General features: G+C 41.8%; 24 protein-coding genes, 1 pseudogene and 1 riboswitch. Of the genes and pseudogenes, 2 read left to right on the top strand and 23 right to left on the bottom strand.

Features of this window, described 5'->3' with window-relative positions:
* Positions 1-227, top strand: a pseudogene (locus tag G519_RS49460) (AAA family ATPase); the annotation flags it as partial.
* 12 nt (positions 228-239) lie between these two features.
* On the opposite strand, the gene G519_RS45740 reads toward G519_RS49460, so the two are convergent.
* The 7 genes from G519_RS45740 to G519_RS48540 form a co-directional block, all read right to left on the bottom strand.
* Positions 240-980, bottom strand: a complete 741-nt coding sequence (locus tag G519_RS45740; protein ID WP_051253906.1) for a hypothetical protein — start codon at positions 978-980, stop codon at positions 240-242.
* A 182-nt stretch (positions 981-1,162) separates the two neighbouring features.
* A complete protein-coding gene (locus tag G519_RS0132980; protein ID WP_029198259.1) occupies positions 1,163-1,993 on the bottom strand; it encodes a sugar phosphate isomerase/epimerase family protein in 831 nt (276 codons plus the stop codon).
* Positions 1,994-2,166: 173 nt separating this feature from the next.
* Entirely contained in the window at positions 2,167-2,328 is a 162-nt protein-coding gene (locus G519_RS53775) for a DUF5316 family protein (protein ID WP_161632975.1), read from the bottom strand.
* A gap of 49 nt (positions 2,329-2,377) precedes the next feature.
* Positions 2,378-2,884 (bottom strand): DUF402 domain-containing protein, encoded by a 507-nt coding sequence (locus tag G519_RS0132975; protein ID WP_029198258.1) that lies wholly within the window; start codon positions 2,882-2,884, stop codon positions 2,378-2,380.
* A 28-nt stretch (positions 2,885-2,912) separates the two neighbouring features.
* Positions 2,913-3,368 (bottom strand): GNAT family N-acetyltransferase, encoded by a 456-nt coding sequence (locus tag G519_RS0132970; protein ID WP_029198257.1) that lies wholly within the window; start codon positions 3,366-3,368, stop codon positions 2,913-2,915.
* A gap of 204 nt (positions 3,369-3,572) precedes the next feature.
* Positions 3,573-4,223, bottom strand: coding sequence for a CAP domain-containing protein (locus tag G519_RS0132965; protein WP_029198256.1), 651 nt, complete (start codon positions 4,221-4,223; stop codon positions 3,573-3,575).
* Between the two features lie 5 nt (positions 4,224-4,228).
* Positions 4,229-4,362: riboswitch (cyclic di-AMP (ydaO/yuaA leader) on the bottom strand.
* Between the two features lie 175 nt (positions 4,363-4,537).
* Complete coding sequence (locus G519_RS48540; RefSeq protein WP_064743573.1) at positions 4,538-4,696, bottom strand: XapX domain-containing protein; 159 nt, start codon at positions 4,694-4,696, stop codon at positions 4,538-4,540.
* Between the two features lie 784 nt (positions 4,697-5,480).
* On the opposite strand from G519_RS48540, the gene G519_RS0132955 reads away from it, so the two are divergent.
* A complete protein-coding gene (locus G519_RS0132955; RefSeq protein WP_029198255.1) occupies positions 5,481-7,238 on the top strand; it encodes an ABC transporter ATP-binding protein in 1,758 nt (585 codons plus the stop codon).
* A 72-nt stretch (positions 7,239-7,310) separates the two neighbouring features.
* Here G519_RS0132955 and G519_RS50730 read toward each other — a convergent pair whose 3' ends face one another.
* From G519_RS50730 to G519_RS0132875, 16 genes are all read right to left on the bottom strand, one after another.
* Positions 7,311-7,481 (bottom strand): hypothetical protein, encoded by a 171-nt coding sequence (locus G519_RS50730; RefSeq protein WP_154669642.1) that lies wholly within the window; start codon positions 7,479-7,481, stop codon positions 7,311-7,313.
* Positions 7,482-7,517: 36 nt separating this feature from the next.
* The gene (locus tag G519_RS0132945) at positions 7,518-9,740 is read right to left on the bottom strand and encodes an FAD-dependent oxidoreductase (RefSeq protein WP_084160454.1); all 2,223 of its coding nucleotides are present in this window, start codon (positions 9,738-9,740) and stop codon (positions 7,518-7,520) included.
* Positions 9,741-9,840: 100 nt separating this feature from the next.
* A complete protein-coding gene (locus G519_RS0132940; RefSeq protein ID WP_244280303.1) occupies positions 9,841-11,460 on the bottom strand; it encodes an AraC family transcriptional regulator in 1,620 nt (539 codons plus the stop codon).
* A 2-nt stretch (positions 11,461-11,462) separates the two neighbouring features.
* Positions 11,463-13,202, bottom strand: a complete 1,740-nt coding sequence (locus G519_RS0132935; protein WP_029198252.1) for a sensor histidine kinase — start codon at positions 13,200-13,202, stop codon at positions 11,463-11,465.
* 259 nt (positions 13,203-13,461) lie between these two features.
* On the bottom strand, positions 13,462-13,803 hold the full coding sequence (locus G519_RS0132930; protein WP_029198251.1) for a DUF1801 domain-containing protein: 342 nt from the start codon (positions 13,801-13,803) through the stop codon (positions 13,462-13,464).
* Position 13,804: 1 nt separating this feature from the next.
* On the bottom strand, positions 13,805-14,245 hold the full coding sequence (locus tag G519_RS0132925; protein WP_029198250.1) for a YciI family protein: 441 nt from the start codon (positions 14,243-14,245) through the stop codon (positions 13,805-13,807).
* 113 nt (positions 14,246-14,358) lie between these two features.
* On the bottom strand, positions 14,359-15,624 hold the full coding sequence (locus tag G519_RS0132920) for an RNA polymerase sigma factor (RefSeq protein ID WP_029198249.1): 1,266 nt from the start codon (positions 15,622-15,624) through the stop codon (positions 14,359-14,361).
* The gene (locus G519_RS0132915) at positions 15,621-16,055 is read right to left on the bottom strand and encodes a YciI family protein (RefSeq protein ID WP_029198248.1); all 435 of its coding nucleotides are present in this window, start codon (positions 16,053-16,055) and stop codon (positions 15,621-15,623) included. Before G519_RS0132915 ends, G519_RS0132920 begins: the two co-directional genes overlap by 4 nt.
* A gap of 344 nt (positions 16,056-16,399) precedes the next feature.
* Entirely contained in the window at positions 16,400-17,134 is a 735-nt protein-coding gene (locus G519_RS0132910) for a class I SAM-dependent methyltransferase (RefSeq protein WP_029198247.1), read from the bottom strand.
* Between the two features lie 340 nt (positions 17,135-17,474).
* Positions 17,475-17,858, bottom strand: coding sequence for a DUF3221 domain-containing protein (locus G519_RS48115; protein ID WP_051253905.1), 384 nt, complete (start codon positions 17,856-17,858; stop codon positions 17,475-17,477).
* A gap of 189 nt (positions 17,859-18,047) precedes the next feature.
* Entirely contained in the window at positions 18,048-18,890 is an 843-nt protein-coding gene (locus G519_RS0132900; protein WP_029198246.1) for an RMD1 family protein, read from the bottom strand.
* 77 nt (positions 18,891-18,967) lie between these two features.
* Positions 18,968-19,573, bottom strand: coding sequence for a stalk domain-containing protein (locus tag G519_RS48110; RefSeq protein ID WP_161632974.1), 606 nt, complete (start codon positions 19,571-19,573; stop codon positions 18,968-18,970).
* A 142-nt stretch (positions 19,574-19,715) separates the two neighbouring features.
* Positions 19,716-20,864 carry a response regulator gene (locus tag G519_RS45725; RefSeq protein WP_051253904.1) on the bottom strand — a complete coding sequence of 383 codons (1,149 nt, stop codon included), beginning with the start codon at positions 20,862-20,864 and terminating at the stop codon, positions 19,716-19,718.
* Positions 20,839-21,852, bottom strand: coding sequence for a PAS domain-containing sensor histidine kinase (locus G519_RS45720; RefSeq protein WP_084160453.1), 1,014 nt, complete (start codon positions 21,850-21,852; stop codon positions 20,839-20,841). The genes G519_RS45725 and G519_RS45720 overlap by 26 nt, the downstream gene beginning before the upstream one ends.
* On the bottom strand, positions 21,818-22,492 hold the full coding sequence (locus G519_RS0132880) for an aspartate/glutamate racemase family protein (RefSeq protein ID WP_029198244.1): 675 nt from the start codon (positions 22,490-22,492) through the stop codon (positions 21,818-21,820). Before G519_RS0132880 ends, G519_RS45720 begins: the two co-directional genes overlap by 35 nt.
* A gap of 51 nt (positions 22,493-22,543) precedes the next feature.
* Positions 22,544-22,819: a hypothetical protein gene (locus G519_RS0132875; RefSeq protein ID WP_029198243.1), complete on the bottom strand. Its 276-nt coding sequence runs from the start codon at positions 22,817-22,819 to the stop codon at positions 22,544-22,546.
* Positions 22,820-23,122 lie beyond the last annotated feature (303 nt).

Genomic DNA, 23,122 nt, shown 5'->3' with positions numbered 1-23,122 from the left:
ATCGGGCACAGGTTGGGGATTATATAAAGCGTCATTTGACGTATGCTGGGGCTGAGAATGAGATCTTCTCGGATGGAGCGATTGAGGATATTTATCGGTTTTCTAGCGGCTCAGCTAGACTCGTCAATAAAGTTTGTACACACAGTTTAATCTACGGCGCCCAGAATGGGCATCGCATCATCGACGATCATATGGTCAAACGCGTCATCCAGGGAGAATGTTCTTGATTCTCCCTTTTTTTAAACCATCGACTGGACAGCTTGTCCGTCAGGTTTAGGACAGCATACGCCGTCAATTGGCGGACAGTATGGTTTAGCAGTAACAGTGTACACATAGCTGATTGATATATTATTTGGGGTTGGACGTATAGAAGAAGCCATGGAAACCATTTCTCCGTTCACTTCCCATGCAGCTAAACTTCCTTTATTAATCATTCTTGCAGCTCTTTTATCTGCTTCTTCTACACTTATAGGTTGGTTAGTTTCATAACAAAAATGATACACCCACTCTTTAATAATGGGATGATCATTTTCTATAACTTTCCGAAGATTTCCATTCGAATTTGCTTTTTTCTTAATTTTCTCTAGTTGATAAATTCTTTGATTCCTTAGAACATTTGCTTGAATTCCTTTAACGTTAGAAATATATATAGCTAGTTCAGCAGTTAATTTCTTTTCACCTATAAAGCCTGGTATATCTCGGTTTGCGGCAATCAAATTTTCTCCTATTTCGTGAATTTCCTTTGATGAAAAAGAAACCGATTTTGATAAAATAATTTCACTAGGATGTGTTTGTAGAAAGACCAACCCGATGTCGTTATCTTTTAATACAGCAGCCATAAAAAAAGGAAGTTCATCTTTTTCACTTAAAGACTGTAAGACACCTAATACTAAATTGTTCTCTGCTTCAAATTGTACTAAAAAAGAGATAACATCATTCTTAAATAATGTAAGATCATCATACTTGATAAGTCTAATCAAACAAACCATCTCCCTTCCCGTTTGTAATTCCCATTCTAATGCATCTACATGATAAATAATATGAGTCGTATTCATATATTAAAATTAAAAAAACCGCCTTATACGCGGTTTGTACTGTAATAATAATGTCCTGTCTTCTGATAATCTCATTAACGCAATCACGAGCTTACAAAAAATAAATTTTAATTCAAATAAGGTGTTACAAGCTTCCTTACACGCTCAATGCCTTCCCACATATCGCCAGGTCCGTCATATACAAGAGTTAAAGGTCCTTCATATCCAGCTTGCTTGGCAATTTCCAAACAGCGAATAAACTCAGCTTCGTCCGGATATCCATCCGCATTCGTTTGTGCTTTGGCATGGATTGATTCACTGTGCGGAATCGTTTTGACAAGTTCACCATATTTCTCGCTACCTTTGAAATTTCCAAAATCCGAGGTTAACCCAAGAAGCTCCCCGCAACCTTCCAATAAAGCAAGGCAATTATCCGCGATTGAGGTTAGAGAATGAAAGTTTTCAGTGACCACGCGCACTCCTTTTGTAGCAGCATAGGAACTTAGTTCTCGAAGTGCATCAACAGATCTTTGCAAAGCTTCTTGATCCATAGGCTCCGCATCCCCGGCTATCACACGGACCCTTTCAGCTCCCACTCGTGCAGCTATATCGATCCAGCTTTTGATCCACAAGATGTCCGATTGTCTGCGCAAATCATCCGAACTGGAAATATCACCGTATTCAATCAACAGCGAGTAAAATTGGAGACCTGCTTCCTTGAATGCGTGTTTCAAACCTTGCAAATAGGCATCATTTGTTTCCGGAAAATGAAAATGACACACTTCCAGCGATCGAAAGCCTTTCTTCGCAAGCACCGCCGGTAATTCAAGCAAAGAAAGGAGTTCTGGCTGGTCTTGAGTAGCCGTTATTTGAGTGCGTGCAATTTCATCCCAGCGGGTCCAACGCAATGGTCCCAGATTTCGATGTAAGCTCCAACTCGTTAATGATAAAAATGGCATACTTTCCACCCTTTCAGCCCTACTGTTTGGTAGTATCTTATCAGAGCGCTGCGGTGATCACAATAAACGAAATCACACATATATCTCTTATTGTGCTGTTTTTAATTTGCTGAATACCTTCAACTTTCATTCATCCGTACAAAGAAAGAGGAACTGGCCACACAGCCAGCTCCTCACTTGATCAGATAGATAAGGATAGTTATTACAGCATATGGGGAAATAAAGATTAAGATTCTGCTTATTAATCTGTTTCTCTCATTTCTGTCTTTGGCATTTTCTGAATGATAATTTGCTCTTATTCTATCGCCACTTAATAGAGCCCCAGAGAAGTGTATTTTTCACCATTTCACTCCCCATTATTATGCTGCGGCAAATGGTTATCATTTATCTTGGAATACGGTCAATAAACTTTTCAATTGATCCATCAAAAGGAAACGATTTTTTACTAACAAGTTCCTTTAAGCCTATTAATTCTTGTTTAGCTTTATGAATTAAAGTGTCTGGATAAGCAAATTTAATTGAATTGCTCTCAAATTCATCTTCGTCGACTACCTTCCAATTACCGTTTCTTTGTACATAATCCAGGTCTAAATCTACAAAAGAAACAACGTTTCCTTCAATCTTTGCTGGTTGATTAATATTGCAATAAAATTGTTGGATGTTACCGCCAACGACATCGGCACTAACCGTAAACCATGAATGAAATGAGAAATATTCAATCGTCCAAGCCTCTATGGTAAATACTTTTTGCTTCGTGTAATGATTTAATTTTCTTCCGTAATTGCCTAGGACAAAAATGTGTGAATCCGTCTTTTCTAATAAAGTTGTGTTCCACTCATAATGTAGGTGGTCTCCGTATTTTAAAGCCTGAATTGTTATCAGATTGTCCATTGATTCATCCTTATGGTTCGAATTAATCTTATAATTCCTTTGTCATAAATACACTATTAGGGTCCTCTATGTAATCCGAAAACGGCTGGCAATATTGAAACCCAAAACTTATATACAGTCGTCTAGCTGGTTCGAAAGCTTCCATTGAGCCCGTTTCCAAACTTACCCGTTGGTACCCACGTCTCTTGGCTTCTTCAATTATGTGCTCAAGGATTCGTTTGGCAACGCCTTTTCTTTGATGCGAAGAAGAAGTTCGCATTGATTTTATTTCGCCGTGTTGACGATCAAGTTCCTTCATTGCCCCGCAACCCACTAATTCATCTTGTTCCCATCCACTCCAGAAAGTAATTTCTGGTTTTTTCAAATTATCCAGGTCCAGTGCATGCGTACTTTCTGGCGGAGAGAGAGATGCCATGTCCTGCAAATGTTCTCCAATTAATGCAACCACTTTAGGTCCAGTTAAATCATCTATTTTAATATCCATTCAAAACACTCCTAAGTTTCTTTTTTTAATCACTATAATACGTTTTAATATATTCATTTTCAACTATACAATAGGAATCACTCTCTAGGCGGAACGATCTTTCATTCTGGCGAACCTTTTTGAAATCTTCCTTTACAATGAAAAAACCAGCAACATTAGGTTGCTGGTTTTACTTAAAATATTCTGCAGACAGACAATACTGTCTTAGTTACTAATGAATTCCTGTACCCATTCGCCGTTATAATAGGCAACTCCAATTTGAGTGAAGTTGGGGCTTAGAATGTTTTGACGATGACCTGTGCTGTTCATCCAAGCTGTCATGACAGCTTCAGGCGTTTGTTGACCTTTCGCAATGTTCTCACCTGCGTAGGAATAGCGAATGCCGTATTTGCTCATCATATCAAATGGAGACCCGTAGGTCGGCGAGGTATGATCGAAATAGCCGTTATTGTACATATCTTTTGCTTTGTCCAAAGCCATAGCGGTTAGTGCACTGTTACTGGCTAAAGGACGAAGTCCAGCCTTTGCTCGTTCCTGGTTAACGATGTTAACCACTTGGCTAGCAAAAGTTGATTGGGATGGCACAGTCGTAACAGGCGTTTTGGTACCTGCATTGGCGCTTGTGCTGCCAGGAATGTTGAGGCTCATACCAGACCAGATCACGTTCGGATTGGCAACCTGAGGATTCGTCTTAATCAACGAAGAAAGGCTAACGCCATACTTCTTGGATATTAACCACATCGTATCATTGCCCGATACCGTGTGAGTTGCTGGTGCGGCCATTGCCGCGCTCGCCCCAACGAGGATGCTCAATCCAATTGCGCCGGTAACCACAAGCTTTTTGTAACGTTTCAAAATAAACCTCTCCTTTTTGCGGCCTGCGAGGTTAGCTGTCGGATTCGGGTCAAAGAGTAATCACCCGGCCGCAGATAGCGGCTTCACCCCAATTAATGGGTCCCCCGTGCTTCATAGAAAGCTTCGGCCTTCTGAGTTATTTGATCCACATGAATCTTATAAATTGTAACATGTGAAATCATGGAGAACATGACTCAAAATTTTCCAACAATATTTTGTAAGCGATATCAGCCGTTTCGAAGCTGCAATAACAAGATTGAAAAAGAAGGATGAAACCCAATCAAACTCCTCCTTTTTCTAATTAGTCCTGCTTCCTATTTTAGAAACAATTCCATTAGCTTGCCGCCTGCATAAATACCAACAATACCTAGAATACCCGACAATACAGGCGGTGCGGGCAAAGGCAGCTTCAACACTTTGAATAAAATACCAATAATAAAACCTGCTCCTAATGACAGCAGAAGTTCCTTCATTCTTTAGACACCTCGATTGTTAGACTGCATCTTTAAAATCGTAAATATCGAGCCACACCGCTTCCGCACGATCCATATCCGATAATAACAAACCGTCGGGTAGGTACAGTCACATTTGTCTTATGCAAACAGCATGCATTCGACTATCGTCTGTCCTATACCGTGTTCGTTCTCAATAATTTGCTTCAAAAGACTGTCATTTATTACTACAATCGGAACTGAAAATAACCCTTTATATCTTTGCTTAACTTGTAAACAAAAAAACTCTTATTATTTTAGTCGATTGCTTAGGAAAGTCACCCAACCACTCGTTAGCGGAACGTAGACGCGTTATTTCGGGAAAACTGCTCAAAAAATCGATTGAGAGGAACGTGAGGGCGCTATTTGATCATTTAGCACGATCCGAATGCGAAAAACCGCGAAATAACGCCTCGTCGTTCCTCTTTCTTATGGTTTCGGGGTGTTTTCAGACAATAGAGAATCGACGTTCCCTCTCGGCAAATTCGGGTTACTTCCAGTATGGGTAGAAAGGCAAAACATCCCAAAATGGCTTTGAGACAGCCCCTTCCTTTTTTGAAATACTACTTCCTTACCTCCTTTCTCCTTTAACCGTATTCGGCGATCATATTTTTACTTTCATTCATGAATATTGTCAACACCGATGATTCTTTAGTTTAGGAACTCGGCTTTATATATATGTCTTTGAATATCCTATAAGGATTGTTATAATAGGTCTGGTTTAAAGGGTTTCTCTATCATTAGTTTTATTAAGGAGTTTGTCTAAATGACTAGTTTCAAGTTATATTTCAAATTTGTTAAGCCGTATTGGAAACTTGTTCTTATCACCATTCTCATTGGTATGGTCAAATTCGCAATTCCCTTAACCTTACCTTTACTTATGAAATATATCATCGATGATTTGTTATTGAGTACTATTTCAATAGCAGAAAAGACGCAAAAGCTGATTGAGGTGATGATATTTGCTTTTGTACTTTTTGTTATTATAAGGGCTCCAATTGAATACCTTCGACAGTATTTTGCACAATTAACAACGAGCCGTATTCTGTACGATTTACGCAATCAGCTTTATGCTCATATTCAAAAGCTATCCTTGCGTTATTATCAGAATCATAGAACAGGCGAAATTATTTCTCGAATGATAAATGATGCTGAACAAACGAAAAGTATCGTTGAAACAGGATTAATGAATGTGTGGCTCGATTTATTCACCCTTTCAATCGCTATCGCATTTATGATTCATATGGATTTTGGGCTAACCATGGTAGCTATAGCTGTATTTCCCTTATACGCTTTTTCTGTCAAAACGTTATATAAAAAGCTAAGAAACTTAACCAAATCTCGCTCTCAAGCTCTTGCGGAAATGCAAGGCTATTTACACGAGAAGGTAAATGGAATTCCAGTTATTAAAAGCTTCACTTTAGAAGATTATGAGAAAGAAAATTTCGGTCTCAGAAACAATAAATTTCTAAATCGTGCATTGGCACTGACGAAGTGGAATGCAATCACCAACTCCATTATTAATACAATAACGGATACAGCCCCTTTGTTAGTTTTAGCCTATGGAGGATATCAAGTTATTCAGGGTAACCTGACGATAGGAGCATTTGTAGCCTTTTATGCCTATTTAGATCGCTTGTACAGTCCGCTGCGGCGATTGGTCAATTCCTCAACCGAGTTAACTCAAGCAAGTGCATCATTAGATCGTGTAATTGAACTCATGAATGAACCCTACGACATTGTTGATTCTCCACAAGCAAAAATAGTTCACAAAATAAAAGGAAAAATAGAGTTTCAAGATGTTAGTTTTCGTTATGATAACACATCGGATTGGGTTTTGAATAACATTCAACTTACCATTCAACCTGGTGAAACAATTGCGTTTGTAGGAATGAGCGGCGGAGGGAAATCGTCACTTATCAGTTTGCTCCCTCGGTTTTACGATATTCAGCAAGGGAATATTCTATTGGATGATTTGAATGTTAAAGACATGACCATAAAGAGCCTGCGTTCTCATATAGGGATGGTTTTACAAGATAATATTTTGTTTAGCGGAACTGTTCGTGAAAATATACTTTTGGGTAATCCAAATGCTGCCGAAGAAGAGATGATATCTGCAGCTAAAGCAGCAAATGCACATGATTTTATTGTGAATCTGCCCAAGGGATATGATACGGAAATTGGTGAACGGGGAATGAAGTTATCTGGTGGACAGAAGCAACGGGTTGCCATTGCGAGAGTCTTTCTGAAAAATCCAAGTATATTGGTTTTGGATGAAGCTACTTCCGCGCTTGACTTAGAATCAGAACATTTAATTCAAGAATCTCTCAGTAAATTAGCGAAAAATAGGACGACTTTGATAGTTGCACATCGACTATCTACCATTACTCATGCTGATCAGATTGTTCTCATTGAAAATGGTGAAATCAAAGAAATAGGAACTCATGATCAATTAATGAAAGAAGCCGGAGCTTATTTCCGCTTGTTTAATGTGCAAAATTTAAATAGTGTCAGCGTCGAGTAACTGTAAGCTAACTTACCGGTCATAAAAGGCAGCCGATCCAATCTGGTCGGCTGCCTTCTACTTTTTATTGACTCAAATGCTTTCTATTGGCGGCTGCACAAGCAAAAGCCTACCAAGCTGAATCACCGTTTGTTCATACCACTCCTTATGCTCTCGATAATGCTTCAAACTTTGCTGCAGTTTACTAGTCTCAAACACTCCCGCTTTATCGGTCTTCTCGTCGTCGATTTCGAAGCGAAACATTAGGAAGCCCTTCTCGTGGGGAAAATTGCTCCATTTTCATTTAACCACTTCTTCATTTAGAGCGAACAATTTCACCGCAAACACTTCAAAGTATGGCGAACCGTAAGTAGCCGTGAAGTCTAACCGGATTCGAGATACGTCTTTCGCATCCACCTTATGCTTATTTAACGTGAGATAATTCCCACTGACCTGAATTTCCCTCTCGGTTCCGTCTCCAAAGATTAATATAACAGCATATTCCTTAATTAGCGGTCCAATCGGATCCTCGAAATGTTCCAAATCCAGCTGGGAATTGAAAACAAGATGGATTTCCTCCAAATCTTTAGGTTCAGCAAAAGAGAATTCCAACCATTCACGTCCTTCTGTACGTTCAGAAATCCACCCGTTTGGCAAGCCATAGGGTCTGGAGTAACCGTTGATTACATTCATAGGTTCATACATATTTTGAGCAGGATGCAAATCCTTAAAGCAAATGCTCTTATTGAACTTCTTCAGTTTGGATGGTTCTTCCGGTCTATAATGGAAGCTGACCGCTCCTGTTATTTTCTCTTCATTACCGTACACGGCAAGGCTCGCAGAGCCTTCCAACACGATGTAAATTTTATCATCGGCAGACTTCTTGCAGCCTAAGTTCAACGTAATCCAATCGTCATGACCAGCCATAATATCCATGTTATATCTTATCAACTCATGAACAGGAATATAGTTTTCCTTCCGTTCCCCGCCATAGAGCTTCACTCGCAAGATTTCCAACCGCTCGGAATCATTCTTGACTTTGATCTTTACGCTTTCTCCAGAGTCCGTTTGAATCGGTAAAACCAAACACAACCCTTTATCCAGGGAAATGGCTTCTGTTGGATGCTCATTGACAAAGTTCCGCTGGGACGATGCCCGAACGCTTAACCCTTCAGCGAAGTAAGGGGCCAATTCTTCTTTAAGCCCTACAATCGTTTGCCCGTCTCTAAGCAGCAGTGTTTGCAGCTCTCCGATATAATCTTCACCTATCACAGCCGGGTCCACACCATATTTGACGCATAGCGAAGCAGCCGTTCCAACCGCCTGTCCCATGCATCCACACGTTGCCATTACCCTAGTTGATCCGAACGCGACATGAGTAGCACTGATATTGCGGCCAGCGAACATCAAATTAGGAATGTTACAGGAATACAAACTGCGAAAAGGAATGTTGTACAAGCCAGGCACAAAATTCCAAGCCGTAGCCGGTCCATCATCATAAATGCCCTTAGCGGCATGCAAGTCCATATACCATCCCCCAACGGAAACGGCATCTTCGAAATGAGGCTTTGTTGTGAGATCGTTCTGCGACAACATATAATCCCCGATAAATCTTCTCGATTCCCGTTTCCCCGGAATTGGACATACGTAGTCCAAGATCAATTGATCCACATCGTCGAATTGGCCGCTGTTTTTAATATAATCCCAAATCCCATATACCAATTTCCGAAGCTCCAGCGCGATATCTTCATTGTTTTTGATAATATCCAAATGACCGCCGTATTCCAGCCACCACAAACCGCCTAATCCATTGATTTTCCTGGGAATAGCTCGATGGTTTAACCCCTTCCTAATACTATCGAAAAAGCTTAATTTCGTAATATCGTAGGCAAACTCAGGTCTCTTAAACGGAACAGGATACCCCACATCACGGGCTTGGAAAAGAATCGTATCTCCCATGGTGTAATGGTCCGCCACTTCTGGAGCCAAATCTTCATTGAATTCGTGCTTCGCTTCTCTCCCCCATCTGAAGAGAGAGCCTGCTTGATAACCGACTACCCCGTCACCAGAACAATCGATATAGGTTGGGCTTTCAAAGCGAAATTTTCTTTCAGAAGCCAATTGCAGACCATCCACCCATTTGATTCTGCCGTTCTCCATCCCCGTTTCATGCACGCATGTATTCAGAAAGAGTGAAATGTTAGGCTCTCCATAGACCATATCCAGCAAGGCCATATCCGAAATCGAAAACATAAGCTTCTTGTTATATAAAGGGTTATAGTGGAAAATCTTCAGCTTAAGTTCATCCACCAACCCACCTTCGCGAGCATAATAAGATGGACTGTTTCCAAGATAAGCCGATCCGTTGATATGAACCCTAACCTCGCTGCTGGCATTCCCTCCAAGAACGGGCCGATCATTAATGAGTGAAACTTGCAACCCATGCCGTGCGGCAGCAATGGCAGCGCAAACACCAGCAATTCCCCCGCCTACAACGGTTACATCCGATTTGATAATCTCCATTTTGATAACCTCCATGATTAGATACTCTCATCATGTTAGTTCATTTCATACCCGGTTTTTTACAACATTTCGAGAAAAATTCATACGATTTTTTGCTGCTTCATTTCAATTCATACCGAGTCATTTTTATGCGATATTGCTTTGGCGTATCCCCCGTATATTCTTTGAAAAGTTTGCAAAAGTAACCTTCATTCACAATCCCTACTTCCTCGCACAATTCCAAAATGGAATAATCCTTAACCTTTAACAGCTCAAGGGACAGTTGAATTTTTTTACGATTGATGTAGCTAATCACGCCTTCGTTCATTGTTTTTTTAAATAGACTGCTGAAATACGATGGAGCCAAATTCACATCTTCCGCAATGGCTTCCAACGTTAATCGTTGCTTCAGATTTTGCTCGATAAACCGCATGGCTCTCATGATTTCTACACGATGCATAGGTTTTCCGGCCTGTAAATATTCGAAAGTGAAGTCGCAAATATAAGTGAGCTGCTCCCTGAATGTCATGAAATGGATAGGGAACTCTTCTAGTTCTGCCGCTAAAGCGCTTCCTGATTTAAATTTCGCTGCAATGTCCCTGTACAATTCACGCAGTAAAGGTGCCATGATCGACTTCTGAATTTTGTTAGCCGTGACAAAATCGTATAATGATGAAATTTTCTGCTCGAGTTCTTCCTTGGTAGCCTCCCTCTGCATCCATGCAAGTAACTCAGTCAGCTTTTGTTGAAATTCCACCTTTTTCTCATCGTCATATTGGAAACGATGTGCAGGTGTTTTGACTATTTTCACAGTCGAATAATACAAGTCCTTACTCACATTTGTGGCTTCCGTGTATGCTTTTTTGATAGATTCCCAGCCTCGGTGCGTCCCACCAAAAGCTACGGATACCGTTTGATTCAAGTATTGATTTAAATGGCTCACGATCTGGCTGCCCAGCGTCTGGCAAGCATCTTCTGTATCCATATCACTGCGGTTATTTTCCCAAGAAAGAAAACCAATAAACTGATTATCATATAAATCCGTAGCTACACCCATTCCAAAACTCATCACGGTTTCTTCAATGACATTGGCAATCGCATATTTCAAAATACTCTGGTCTGCTGCCGAATATTCATGCCGAAAGCTTTCATAATGGTTCATTTCAACAATAAAACAACAGTAGTAGGATTGAAAAAAATGAAATTGCATGCGATTTTCAAAATCTGATGCCCGATGAGATGGAATCTCACCACGGATCAGCTCGTTAAAAAATTGCTTGCGTGCTCTGTATTTATTTTCTAGGACGGAAACATGTAAAGATTGAAATTCCTCTTCCTTTTTCTTCATCTCATCCAGAACCCCGGCTGCTTTATCCAGAGCCCGCTCTACATCCGCTTCCCTCAAGGGAACTTTAACAATGTATTCCAATATGTTGGCATGAATAGCTCTCTGTGCATATTCGAAAGAAGAATAAGCTGTCAAAAGGATATATTGCGTATGGGGAAGCTGCGGTTTCAGCTGCTCGATCATGGAAATTCCGTCCATTTTCGGCATGACAATATCAGATATAAGGATATCAGGCTTAAGCCTCAGAGCCTCTTCTATTCCTTGCAACCCGCTATTGGCTTTTCCCACTAAACGGAATCGTTGATCCTTATTAGTAAGCTCACGAAAGAACAGCTCTAATCTTTGAATAATCAGATCTTCATCATCAACAATGAAACAGGTATATGTTCTCATTATCATGCATCTCCTTTCAAAAGGCTTGCCGGGAATATGGCACGTACACAAGTTTCCATCTTCGGTATGCTGATGATTTGCAGGCCATATTCTTCACCGTAATGAAGCTTTATTCGGCCATGAATATTATTCAGCCCGATTCTTTTCCTCTTTACTTCCATATCACTCGACTCAGCATTTAAAATAGACGCTATCTGTTCTGCCGGTATTCCCTCGCCATGATCAATGACTTCTACCATGACAAAGTTCCCGTTCCGATGAGCTTGAATGGTGATGGAACCTTCAATTTGCCCCCCATTATAACCATGAAAGATACTATTCTCGACCATGGGCTGCAAGAGCATTCGAAAAACCGGGAAATCCAATAAACCTTCTTCGATCTTCTCTATCAGCATGAAGTTCCGATTATAACGGATGTTCTGGATCTCGATGTAATCCGATACATTCTGTAGTTCTTGGCGCAGTGAAACTTTCTCCGAAGCGTCGGATATTCCGTATTCCAATATAGAAATAAGTGACCCGATCACCACATCCACTTTATCGATTTGCCCAAGATGTATGACATTGCTGATGGAGCCGAGCGTATTATACAGAAAATGAGGATTAATTTGCGATTGCAGCACTTGGATTTCCAGCTTTCGTTCAAGCTCGTTATGAAGCTCCGACCGGCGAATCAGCTCCACAATTTGCAGCAGCATCCGATCGAATGCTCTGGAAAGATCGCCAAACTCATCATTACGGTCAATGGAAATTGTCGTTGCTAGATCCCCTTGCTCCACCCGTTTCATTTTCGTTTTGAGCGAATACAGCGGAGTCCGTATGTATTTGGCAATAATGAAGGAAATGAATAGACTTAATATGAGACCGGCAAGCAGTAGCCAAATATAATAGGTTTCTAGTCTAGTCAAAGCCGCCGCCATACGTGATTCATCGTTAATCGAGATGATGAACCAATTGAATTTCTCCGTAGGCTGTTTCAGAATAGAAACCGGTACCCCTTCTCGGGTATGCAATTGAAAGCTTGTTCCGTTGGCTTCAAGAATTTGTTCCCCCGACTTTTCCCCGATTGAAAAAGAATGGTCTTGCACATCTAGAGGTCCTATATTTTCAGAAAACCCGGCGATGATTTTACCAGCGGCAGTAATTAGCGCGAGATTCATATGTTCTTGTTTATTAATTTTGAATAGTGTTTCCTCAATCGCTTTAAGGTCCAAATCTACCGCAATTGCCATAGGAGACGGTGAACCGTTCAAATAGCGGACCATCGTCACCGTCCAACCGGAATACTTGGATTTATAAGGTTCACTGACAATTGTTGTTCCTCTATTCTTGTCTGCCGCATCGAACAGAGGTAATCGGTCTGGCAGCGGTTCATCGAAAATTCGGGTTGGCGTGCTGCCGCCGATGATGGATAAATCATCCTTGATTAAGTAAATGTTACTGACATAATTGCTATTAAGCTCATACAGTTCCCTTAATTGTTTTTGGATCACTTCTTTATTGTTAATGTTGGCTTTCACCGATGTTTCGAACGAGAAAAGAATCGTCTGAAACGATGAAAAGTTAACCGTCAAATATTGATCGACCTTGGCTAGAATTTGTTTCGTGTAATAGGCATCATTGGTTCTTATTTCCTTTTGAACATATCGGTAGGACAATTGGCTTATCAAAATAATACAACTTAAAACAAACGCAAAACATATAAGAAATAATTTCAGAGGCAAGCTAATTCTTCTCCGCATGGGCCATCTTCCCTTTAAGTCTGTATTTATCACAAGAATAGCATAGTGTAACAAAGAGAGGGACAAAAAATTTTACATTCTTATCTGATTTATCTGGTCATTTGGAGACATTGCTCCAATTGTTCCTATCATAGCGTGCCAAACGAGGTTAAATTTCTTATATTTTAAGAATTTCTTATAAGATCTTTATCTGAATACAAAAAAGACCACTGCATGGAACGTGCAACGGTCTTCCTAAACAAATAAAAAAGAATAGAGATTAAAGCGAACCTGCAGCTTGGCTGACCAATGACTCCAGCTGACTAGAATCAAATGTTTCCCCTTTACGCAGTTTCAGTGTTTTTCTTTCAGGAGGACCATCGAACATGCCTTGGGGTAGCTCCAGTCCGACAGCATTAAAGATCGTAAAGCTGACTGCGTCTTTTGACGTCGAGATGACAGCAGCGTATTTTCCGTTTTTCAAAAAATGGGGTTTCTTATATTGCATACGTTCATGCACATCCGGTATGGCCTGATGGACAACTTCACGCAGATTTTTGGACTGTTCCCCCTGCCATGGTTCTTTTAACGCGTCAATAAAATCGGTTACTTCCTGATTCATTTTAATACTCTCCTTTTTTTAACATGTTGATGTGATCCTCTAAATCAGCTTCCATGGCCAATATTCTAGCATCTCGTGTAGAATCCATATTCTCTTTGAGCTCCCGCATCTCAATTTCAAATGCCCCGCATCCTCTTGGAAAAGGCATCCGAAGTGCCCACGCCGCTGCCTCATCTTCTGAATTCACATCGATCAGCGTATAACCGGCTATGAGCTCTTGATCTACCGGAAAAGGGCCGGCCTTTACCTCTGGCTCTCCGCCATGTAATGGATACAAAATCCTGATCCCGCTAGAACTAGGCTGAAGCTCTTCGGAAGTCAAGAGCGCTCCGGCTCTGGCCAAAGACTTGTTGTAGGCAGCCATCGCATCGTTGTGTTCCCTACTGAACTTTACACCCGCCTCCGAGTACCCTGACGCCTTGATAATCAGCATAAATCGCACAATCGTTTCCCTCCTTGTAGGAAGATGACTTGGGGCAGCAGCTAGCTGACTATCCCTTCCCTTACTATGACGACGAATGGGAAACCATGTAATCGACAAGTCTGCTAAAAAAATTATTTCGATGCTTCTGACTTACATTCAGCAGCCCGTTTCATTAAAAGCGCTTGCTCACTGGCATTATGGGTCATCGACACCGCTCGTTCAAATTCTGATCGTGCTTCATCGAACCTCCCCAGCTTCATTAGGAGATCACCGCGAACGCTAGGGAGCAGATGGTATCCCTTCAGGGAAGGTTCGACACGCAGTTCGTCGATAATTTGCAGCCCGAAGTCTGGACCAAACGCCATGGATATGGCGACCGCCCGGTTTAATTCGACGATAGGCGATGGCGTTACCCTAGAGAGCGCTTCGTAAAGGGCAGCAATGCGGATCCAATTGGTCTCAGCGGGGGTAGCCGTTTGTGCATGGCACGCAGAAATCGCAGCCTGCAGCGAGTATGGACCGAGTGTGCGTCCAAGCTTCTGGCTGCGCTCAAGCGCTGCCAATCCGCGCCGGATCAGCAAGCGGTCCCACTGCGCCCGGTTTTGGTCCATTAAAAGTACGGGTTCGCCACTTAAGCTTACCCGGGTTTTTAAACGGGAGGATTGAATCTCCAGTAAGGCAACTAGTCCGTGAACTTCCGATTCATGTGGTGCGATCTCAGCAAGGATGCGTCCCAGTCTGAGCGCCTCCTGACAAAGCAGCGGACGTATCCATTGATCCCCAGAGGTTGCTGAATACCCTTCATTGAACATCAGGTAAATCACCTCGAGTACAGCATTCAAGCGTTCATTGAGTTCTACTCCTACAGGTATCTCAAAAGGAACTTTCTCGGTGCTGAGCGTTCTCTTGGCCCGGACAATCCGCTGTGCAATCGTTGATTCGGCGGCCAGGAAAGAACGTGCGATTTCATCAGTGGTAAGCCCGCAAAGCAGGCGCAGCGTCAGGGCAACTCTAGCATCTTGTGATAACACCGGATGGCAGGTCATAAAGATCAGACGAAGGAGATCGTCACCGATCTCCCCGTCCAAATTACGATCCATTTCTTCCTCTGTATTCAAATCCATACCGTGGGCAATCTCTACATATTTCTGGTCACGTAATTTAGTCCTGCGCATATAATCGATCGCGCGCCGCTTGGCCGTCGTCATCAGCCAGGCACCCGGATTATCTGGAATGCCGATCTCCGGCCATCGTTCAAGAGCAATCACCAATGCATCCTGGGCAAGATCCTCTGCGAGACCCACATCTCGTACCATTCGAGTTAATCCTGCGATTAGCTTTGCTGATTCAATTCGCCATATTGCGTCAATGGTCCGCTGTGTATTAGACAATGTCACGCTTTTTTCTGCAGCTGAGCCTGTTTGCGAAGTGCTGCTTCTTTCTCCTGCGATTCGGTATCGTCCGTTAACTCCTCAAATTCGAATACCTGTCTGAGCTCAATCTCGCCTTGTCCATATCCGTGTGGATCCGGCATGCGCATAGCCCATTCAATCGCTTCTTCCCTGGATTTGACTTCGATCAGCGTATATCCCGCGATCATTTCTTTCGCCTCCGTGAAAGGTCCATCTATTACCTTCGGTTTGCCTCCAGGCTCCGGATAAGAAATCCGGATTCCACTTGAGCTGGGCTGCAGTCCATCGGCTGCTAGCAAAACACCTGCTTTCACCAATTCCTCGTTATACTTTTGCATAGCATCAATTAGCTCTTGGCTAGGCATATTCCCCGCCTCAGAATCTGTTGTAGCTTTAACAATCATCATAAATCTCATAGATGTATACCTCCTATTTTTAGTGAAGCTTCGTGTACCGGAGTGAAAACGTCCGAGTATATCTGTGCTTCTATATATACGACGAATCAATCTTTACTGGATCGACAACCAATATCGAGGTAACATTATATTATTTGGTTTCACTATTTTTTCGGCGGTACGAGGCAAAATTCCTGCCACCTCTAGTTATGCTTAAGGTTGCGTGTCTCCGCTATCGCCTCGACCGCGGCGGTCGTAGCTGTAGACACAGAAGTGCTTTGATAACCGATTAGCCAGCTGCACCAGCCTAACGCAACAGGCTGCCGATAATACCGGCAGCCTGCTGTTATGATGCTTTCGTTTGTTTAATTCTTGACCGCAGAGATCAAGAGGAAAATGGGACGACGGGTTTCGTCAATCATTTCTGGATACTTGTCCAATGTTTCTTGCGTTGGCTGAGGTTCGGCTAGTTTCGTAATACGGAATCCCGAGTCAATTAATGCATTCACATAGGTAGCGATAGTTCGATGATATTTGACGACATCATTGTCCAGAAATCTCGCCTGCCGTAGACCTTCTTTCTGGTAGTCGTCAACAGGCCAGTGCAATCGCTCGCCCTCCGCACCATAATACCAGTCTTGTGCAGCGAGTGCGGTAAAGATCGGATGTTCAACCGATAGAATAAAAGTTCCTCCTGATACAAGACAATGATGCACTTTACGACAAACGTCTTCGAAGTGCTCCACATAATGAAGGGCAAGCGAGCTTATCACAACGTCAAATTCCCCGGCTTCAAACTGGATATCTTCAATCGCAAGCCTCCGATACTCGATCATGGGATCGTTGTTGTTTTCTTTGGCATACGCTAACATTTTCTCGGAAAGATCTACACCGACCACTGACTGGGCCTGCTGTTCTCGTGCATATTGGCAATGCCAACCATAACCGCATCCAAGGTCAAGAACTCTTTTATCTCGCAGCGCGGGAAGCATCGCACGAAGTACAGGCCATTCCCCAGCAGCATTGAGTCCACCAATCGAGCGAGGCATCTCACTGTATTTTTTGAAGAATCCGAGCTCATCGTATTTATTCTGTTTCATATTAACTTAGACTCCTAACTTGAACTTATTTTCTCACCTTGTCAGAAGATAATCATTTTAATTTTTGAAAACGGTATCTAGAGTTTATCATTAATCTGTGTAAGTCTTTATTGATAATTTGGTTTTAATAAAATATTCCTAATAATTAATAGCTAAAATTTTCTGTGTAACTATATTCATCGATCCGGCACAAGTATACTATGTTCTTCTAAAGAGCCATCCGTAATCATTGCACTTTTGTATCGAATTGTCCAAACCGCTAATTTTTCATCATAATTCACTTCTTTAATAACAAGGATGTTAATACTTGAAATATCCTTATTTATGAGGGCTTTACGTATTACTTCGTCTTGCGACAGGTTGATTTTTCATGTTTTTGTATGTTGGAAATGGTAACCTTCGATGCTTTTCCTTGTGCTGGGTATGAGGTTGCTATGGCACCGTCAAACCATACATGAACGTACTGTCCAACCTCAGGCTCGTGAGGCATATTTGAAACCCATACTGCATCGTAGAACTCTTTTCTGGTTTGATTTATTTCTTTACTTATGGGACTAACGACTAAAGCTCTTTGATTTTCAATACTGGTAACATAACCTACAAGTTCAGTTGAACTAGATTTATTTGTTTCCTCCTCTGGAGATTGCTTAGTTTCGACTGTGTTGGTACAAGCATTAAGAAAAAGTAATGCAATAAAAAGCAAAAATAAACAAAGTTTTTTCAATTGAAAACCTCCTTACTTCATACACAATCAAAGTTACATTCATTTTAAAGGTTACACAGTTTGGGAATTGCATTTCGGTAAAAGAAAATGTTTCTCTCCCAAAACGAGAATGAGATAAAGTTCTTGTCATCGACCAGAGACAAGCGCTTTATCTCATTTTGGTGGTATCGTTCTGCATCTTACAACTTTTTAATGCGACGGAATCCAACCTACGATTTGTAAAATCGTTAATACCACCTCAATAACAATAAGAATCACAACGATCCATTCGACGAACAGCCCTCGGATGGAATGACTGATATTGGAAAAACCTTCCAAGATGTGATACAAAATGTCCGTTTTGCTTTTCAGTATTTTAAATCGATCGTTCAATTCAAAAAAATCCATCATCCCATCGTAAAATTGGCTAGCCGTACTGTTGGTCCAAGTCAAATCAGGCTTATCCAAGATCATGATATAGGCAAGGGTGTTGTACTCGTGACGTACGATTTTGGCGGTTGTTCTTGCTAACTCTTTGTTGCCAACACGAAGCTTCCCTTTTTCTAGTCGGACTATCATCATTTCAAGGTCATCATGAATTTTCCCGAGCTGTTCTTCAATTTTCTCAAGTGCTACTGATTTGGCAAGAACTGTGGCGATTAATTCAGGATAAAAGAATTCATACTTAGCTACCACTACATACTTGTCAGTCAACTCCATGCTATCGATTTCCTCGATGTGAAGGCTGTAATCGTCTGTGTATCTTTCAGCAGGCTGGAGCTCAATAGCAGGCTCGAACGTCTGGATGAATTTTAAAAATTTTGTCATCTCATCCCTGAGTGTGTGATTAACAAAGACCACACTGCCGAATGAAAACACAAGCACTTGTTGTAACGCGTCAATATCTTTATTAAGGATTGATTTAAGAATGTCGCCTCTTAGGATTAAAGGCTGTTCCCATGTGTATTTTTTAGGAATACCGCAGTGGATGGCGATTTTATTCAGATCAATTTCATTTGTAATGGCCATAGCCTTAAAAGTAATATCTTTCATTTTCACCACTCATCTGTTTTCAAAAAGTCATGCTAACTAGTCTTGACAGAAAAAGTAGGCTTCAATCCATTACAATTTCATTTCTGCTCTTCGAAATCTATAATTTCAAATTTCACATTGTTATACTTAGAAAAATCACCAACCTCGCCAGCTGCAGCATATTTTATTTCTCCATTACTTATGGTTTGTTTTTCAGCTGAAGATCCAGATTTTGATGAACCTAAGGCAGAACCAATTAAATCATTATTTTTGTCATAAAAATTTAGTTTGAAATTTATGGTATACTCTTTTTTTACCGACTCTTTCATATCATTTAAGGATAATAACCCCCATATACCCGTGTAACCACCATCCAAATATAGATCTATAATACCAAAATGGATATTTGGATACTTATTATCAGTTAGTAAATCCATGCCAGCTGGAAAATAATTCACTTTAATTTCTGTATTACGATCATTGTAATCCACAAATGCCCCCAAATTTTCGGTGATGAATCGGATAGGAACATAAACATGTCCATTGTAATTTAAAGTTGAATAATCCTTTTCCATTCCTTTAATTTCACCATTAATTTGATATCTAACTGGAAACAAGTACGCCTGGATCGTGTCCGATGCATAAACAGCTGTTGATGCTGTTACAGTGATTCCACATATTAATCCTAATAGAAATTTTTTCAAGTTCTGCACCATCCCTATCCCTTCAAAATTAACTCCTTAGTATAGACGCAGATTAAAGTAAAATGTTTCCAATTGTTTTGTGAAACTAGCAAAAACCGCGAAGCATCAAGCTTTCGCGGTTTATTTTTACAGACGAAAATAGTTATTTTTTATTGGTTAAACGGCTTACCAACATGTCATATTGATGTATCAATCCCTCAGACGGACGAATGCCAAGCTCCCTGCTGAGAAGACGAACATAATCGGTATACAGAGCCGTCAATCCTTTTTTGTCCCCAGTCATCTCGCGGATCGTCATAAGATGCTGTATAACGGATTCGTCCAGCGGATTGCGTTCGTTCAGCTTAAGCAGCAGCTTCGACGCGGTGGTCGTATCTCGCAACGAAATAAGCACTTCGGCAAGCCGCTTTACGAAAGAGGTGTATACTTCCGCATAGCGCACCATTTCGTGAATGGCCCACACATAAGCCTTGTCCCCGAATAGATCTCCCGTATACAAACGTTCGATGTGCAGCGCTCTCTCCACATTGCTAACGTCAATGGATTGTATTTCTTCCACTTGCTTTTCGAATTCCACATAATCGATAACGGGATCCTTTAATTCAAGCGCATAGCCATCGTTCTCCGAACGTACGACCTCGCGCATGCCAATCGGTTCCAAAGACTTTCGCAATTGATATACGGTCGTATTTAGGTAGTTCTCCGCATTCGTTTGGTGCATCCCTCCGAAAATATCCATAACCAATCTGGAACGAGGGATTCGTTTGCCATGATAAAACAGCAAGTATGCGAACAACTCCGCACATTTCCTCGAAATCCACTTGACACGGCCAGCATTGTTGCTCACGACGACATCACCTAGCATCGTTAGGGCGATCCTCCCGGAATCAGGGGATGTTGGAGCAACCAGCGACGACGAGTGAATGCCCCGCCGGCTCGCCAGCGCACGATTAACCGTCCGCTGCAGCCGTTCCTGGGAAACGGGTTTGACCAGGTAATCCACCACAGATAGTTCATATGCTTTCAAGGCAAATTCCTTGTGCGACGTGACGAAGACGATTTGCAGCGGAGAGGCCAAAGCTTCCATCTTGGCGGCGAACTCCAGTCCACTTCCGCCCGGCATGGAGATGTCAACGAAAGCCAGTCCGATGTCGGTGTTCTCACTTAGAAAGGAAGCTGCAGACTCCGTATCCGTGAAAGCGCCTGCCACTTGTACCCCTGGCAGCTTGACCAGCATTTTACGCAGAATCAAATGCATCGTCGGCTCATCGTCCACCAAAATCACTTTCATAAGCTTCCTCCTTCATTCCTCCATCGTCGAAAGATGCCAAACCGCCAGCAGAACCAGGCAAAGTGAATGAAAAGGTCGTCCCGACTCCTGGTTCACTCTCGAACCAAAGACTGCCACCATGGATACGTACGAATTCGCGGATCAACGTCAGCCCGAATCTCATATCCTCCGAATTGTCTCCGTTAGCCATTGATTTTAAGAACGGCTCCTCTAGACGTAGGAGTTCCGAGGTCTGATCGTCGATTCCCGCACCATTGTCGCGTACGGACACGATGATCATATCACCTTCCATATCTGCCCTGATATCAATCGCCCCGCCAATTCCAGTAAATTTGATCGCGTTCGAAAGCAAATTACGCAGAATAAGGTCCAACATCTCTTTATCGGCTCTAACCGTTAGTTTCTCATTGATCCACTCCGTCATCCGTATCTGCTTCATGCTGGCCTTCGTACCTGAAAGCAACAATGCCTGCCGCACAACCTGCTGCAAATTCCAGCCTAACGGACGAAACACGACCATCCCTTTCTGGCTGCGATACCAATCCAATAAATTTTCGACTAGTTGGAATGTATTTTGCACTTGTCCTTTAAGCTCCCTTACCAACTCAGCGTTCTCAAAGTCGGCGGCGGTCAGTTCATCGCCCAGCAGTTCGGTCAAACTAACGAGGAGTGCAATCGGATCGCGAATGTCATGGGCCACGACAGTGAACAGCTTGTCCTTGAACGCATTCAGCTCAGACAGTTGCCGGGCGTTTTCACGCAACCGGGACTCGCTCTCCTTCATTTCTGTAATATCGTTGAACATCAAAATCTTCCCAATCAAGACGCTGCCAGAATCGTAAATGAGTGACAAACTGCAGTTATAGTACTTGTTACGGTCCACATGGAATCTGTGAAACGGGAAACGCTCGTCCCCGTCACTAGCGGCACGAATACGTTCAAGGAGTTCTGGACTATCCGATAAAACCATGAAGTCTTGTTGTATCATAAACCGGGATACCGCAATCATCCTGTGAAACGAGCAGAGTTATTTCTGTACAGCCCAAAATAACGGCTTCTGCTCCCTGTTGGCTCAGATTGTTAATGATCTTTAAGTAAGAATGCTTTGACTCTTCGTTAATGATTCCAAGACAAAGTTCTTGATAAATAATGTCATGAATAATCACTCTCTCTGCTTCATTTGGAACTATAACATCGAGTCCAAACTTTTCAATAAGTCTACCCTTGTAAAAGTCTTGTTCCATCGTAAAAGCAGTCCCCAGTAAGGCAACTTTCTTCATGCCATCCTTAACCATTTCGTTAGCTGTTGCATCGGCTATATGCAGTAATGGTATGGTTACCGATTCTTCAACTTCTTTTGCCATCTTATGCATCGTATTCGTACAAATAACAATTACATCAGCACCACCAGTTTCTAATTTTTGGGCTGAATCGATCATGATTTGGGTTGCTTCATCCCATTTCCCTTGATGTTGAAGCGTCTTGATTTCTTGGAAATCCACCGAATACATGAGACTTCTCGCGGAATGGTGCCCGCCTAATTTTTCCTTTATACGTTGATTGATGATTTGATAATAAAGCAAGGACGACTCCCAACTCATTCCACCTATTAGCCCTATTGTTTTCATAGATAAACACCTCAGAAATATTTACTACATAATAACAAAAAATCAATATCTTTATTTACTCCAAAGAATTTGTCCGGCCTCTACCTTAGATAGATGACTCAAATCATAACTCTGTCCGGTTTCTTTGGATTTCTTACGGATTTCCGCAATCTGAGTCTCAGTAGCTGGCTGGTTACGAATAATGGCGTCTAGGTTATCATGTGCAATTTTTCGTGCCAACTTAGGGTCGTCAAGCTTATCTAATAACTGATACATCGCACCAATTGCAGCCTCTTCACCAATATCAAATCCAGAGTCCGTACTCAACATAAACTGATCAGGAAACATTACCGATGCATCAAACCTCACATCAAATATTTACTTAATTTGTAATATAAAGTATTTATTAATCTAGACAAACAAAGAAAAAGCACCTATGTTTAGGGAATGACGCGCTATCCATCATTCTCCCAAACAAAGGAGCAAACCATGGATAACGATAAGGAATTTTTAGTAGTTTGTCAATGTCTCAAAGTGCTCAATGTCCTAGATTATCGGTCTATTTTTCAGGATCATCGGTCAAAGAAGCTGTTTGCGGGTTCAGCCATAGGGCTTCATGTCGTTGCTCAGCTGTTGCAACTGAAATCGTAT

The sequence above is a fragment of the Paenibacillus alginolyticus DSM 5050 = NBRC 15375 genome (genome assembly GCF_000422905.1).
GTDB lineage: Bacteria > Bacillota > Bacilli > Paenibacillales > NBRC-103111 > Paenibacillus_E > Paenibacillus_E alginolyticus.
This window is presented reverse-complemented; position numbering and strand designations above follow the sequence as displayed.

Coding starts and splice junctions, on each gene's coding strand:
- G519_RS0132980 (WP_029198259.1), bottom strand. CDS start 1,993: ATGCCATTTTTATCATTAACGAGTTGGAGCTTACATCGAAATCTGGGA.
- G519_RS0132975 (WP_029198258.1), bottom strand. CDS start 2,884: ATGGACAATCTGATAACAATTCAGGCTTTAAAATACGGAGACCACCTA.
- G519_RS0132970 (WP_029198257.1), bottom strand. CDS start 3,368: ATGGATATTAAAATAGATGATTTAACTGGACCTAAAGTGGTTGCATTA.
- G519_RS48540 (WP_064743573.1), bottom strand. CDS start 4,696: ATGAAGGAACTTCTGCTGTCATTAGGAGCAGGTTTTATTATTGGTATT.
- G519_RS0132955 (WP_029198255.1), top strand. CDS start 5,481: ATGACTAGTTTCAAGTTATATTTCAAATTTGTTAAGCCGTATTGGAAA.
- G519_RS50730 (WP_154669642.1), bottom strand. CDS start 7,481: ATGTTTCGCTTCGAAATCGACGACGAGAAGACCGATAAAGCGGGAGTG.
- G519_RS0132945 (WP_084160454.1), bottom strand. CDS start 9,740: ATGGAGATTATCAAATCGGATGTAACCGTTGTAGGCGGGGGAATTGCT.
- G519_RS0132940 (WP_244280303.1), bottom strand. CDS start 11,460: ATGAGAACATATACCTGTTTCATTGTTGATGATGAAGATCTGATTATT.
- G519_RS0132935 (WP_029198252.1), bottom strand. CDS start 13,202: ATGCGGAGAAGAATTAGCTTGCCTCTGAAATTATTTCTTATATGTTTT.
- G519_RS0132930 (WP_029198251.1), bottom strand. CDS start 13,803: ATGAATCAGGAAGTAACCGATTTTATTGACGCGTTAAAAGAACCATGG.
- G519_RS0132915 (WP_029198248.1), bottom strand. CDS start 16,055: ATGAGATTTATGATGATTGTTAAAGCTACAACAGATTCTGAGGCGGGG.
- G519_RS0132910 (WP_029198247.1), bottom strand. CDS start 17,134: ATGAAACAGAATAAATACGATGAGCTCGGATTCTTCAAAAAATACAGT.
- G519_RS0132900 (WP_029198246.1), bottom strand. CDS start 18,890: ATGAAAGATATTACTTTTAAGGCTATGGCCATTACAAATGAAATTGAT.
- G519_RS45725 (WP_051253904.1), bottom strand. CDS start 20,864: ATGAAAGTGATTTTGGTGGACGATGAGCCGACGATGCATTTGATTCTG.
- G519_RS45720 (WP_084160453.1), bottom strand. CDS start 21,852: ATGATACAACAAGACTTCATGGTTTTATCGGATAGTCCAGAACTCCTT.
- G519_RS0132880 (WP_029198244.1), bottom strand. CDS start 22,492: ATGAAAACAATAGGGCTAATAGGTGGAATGAGTTGGGAGTCGTCCTTG.
- G519_RS0132875 (WP_029198243.1), bottom strand. CDS start 22,819: ATGTTTCCTGATCAGTTTATGTTGAGTACGGACTCTGGATTTGATATT.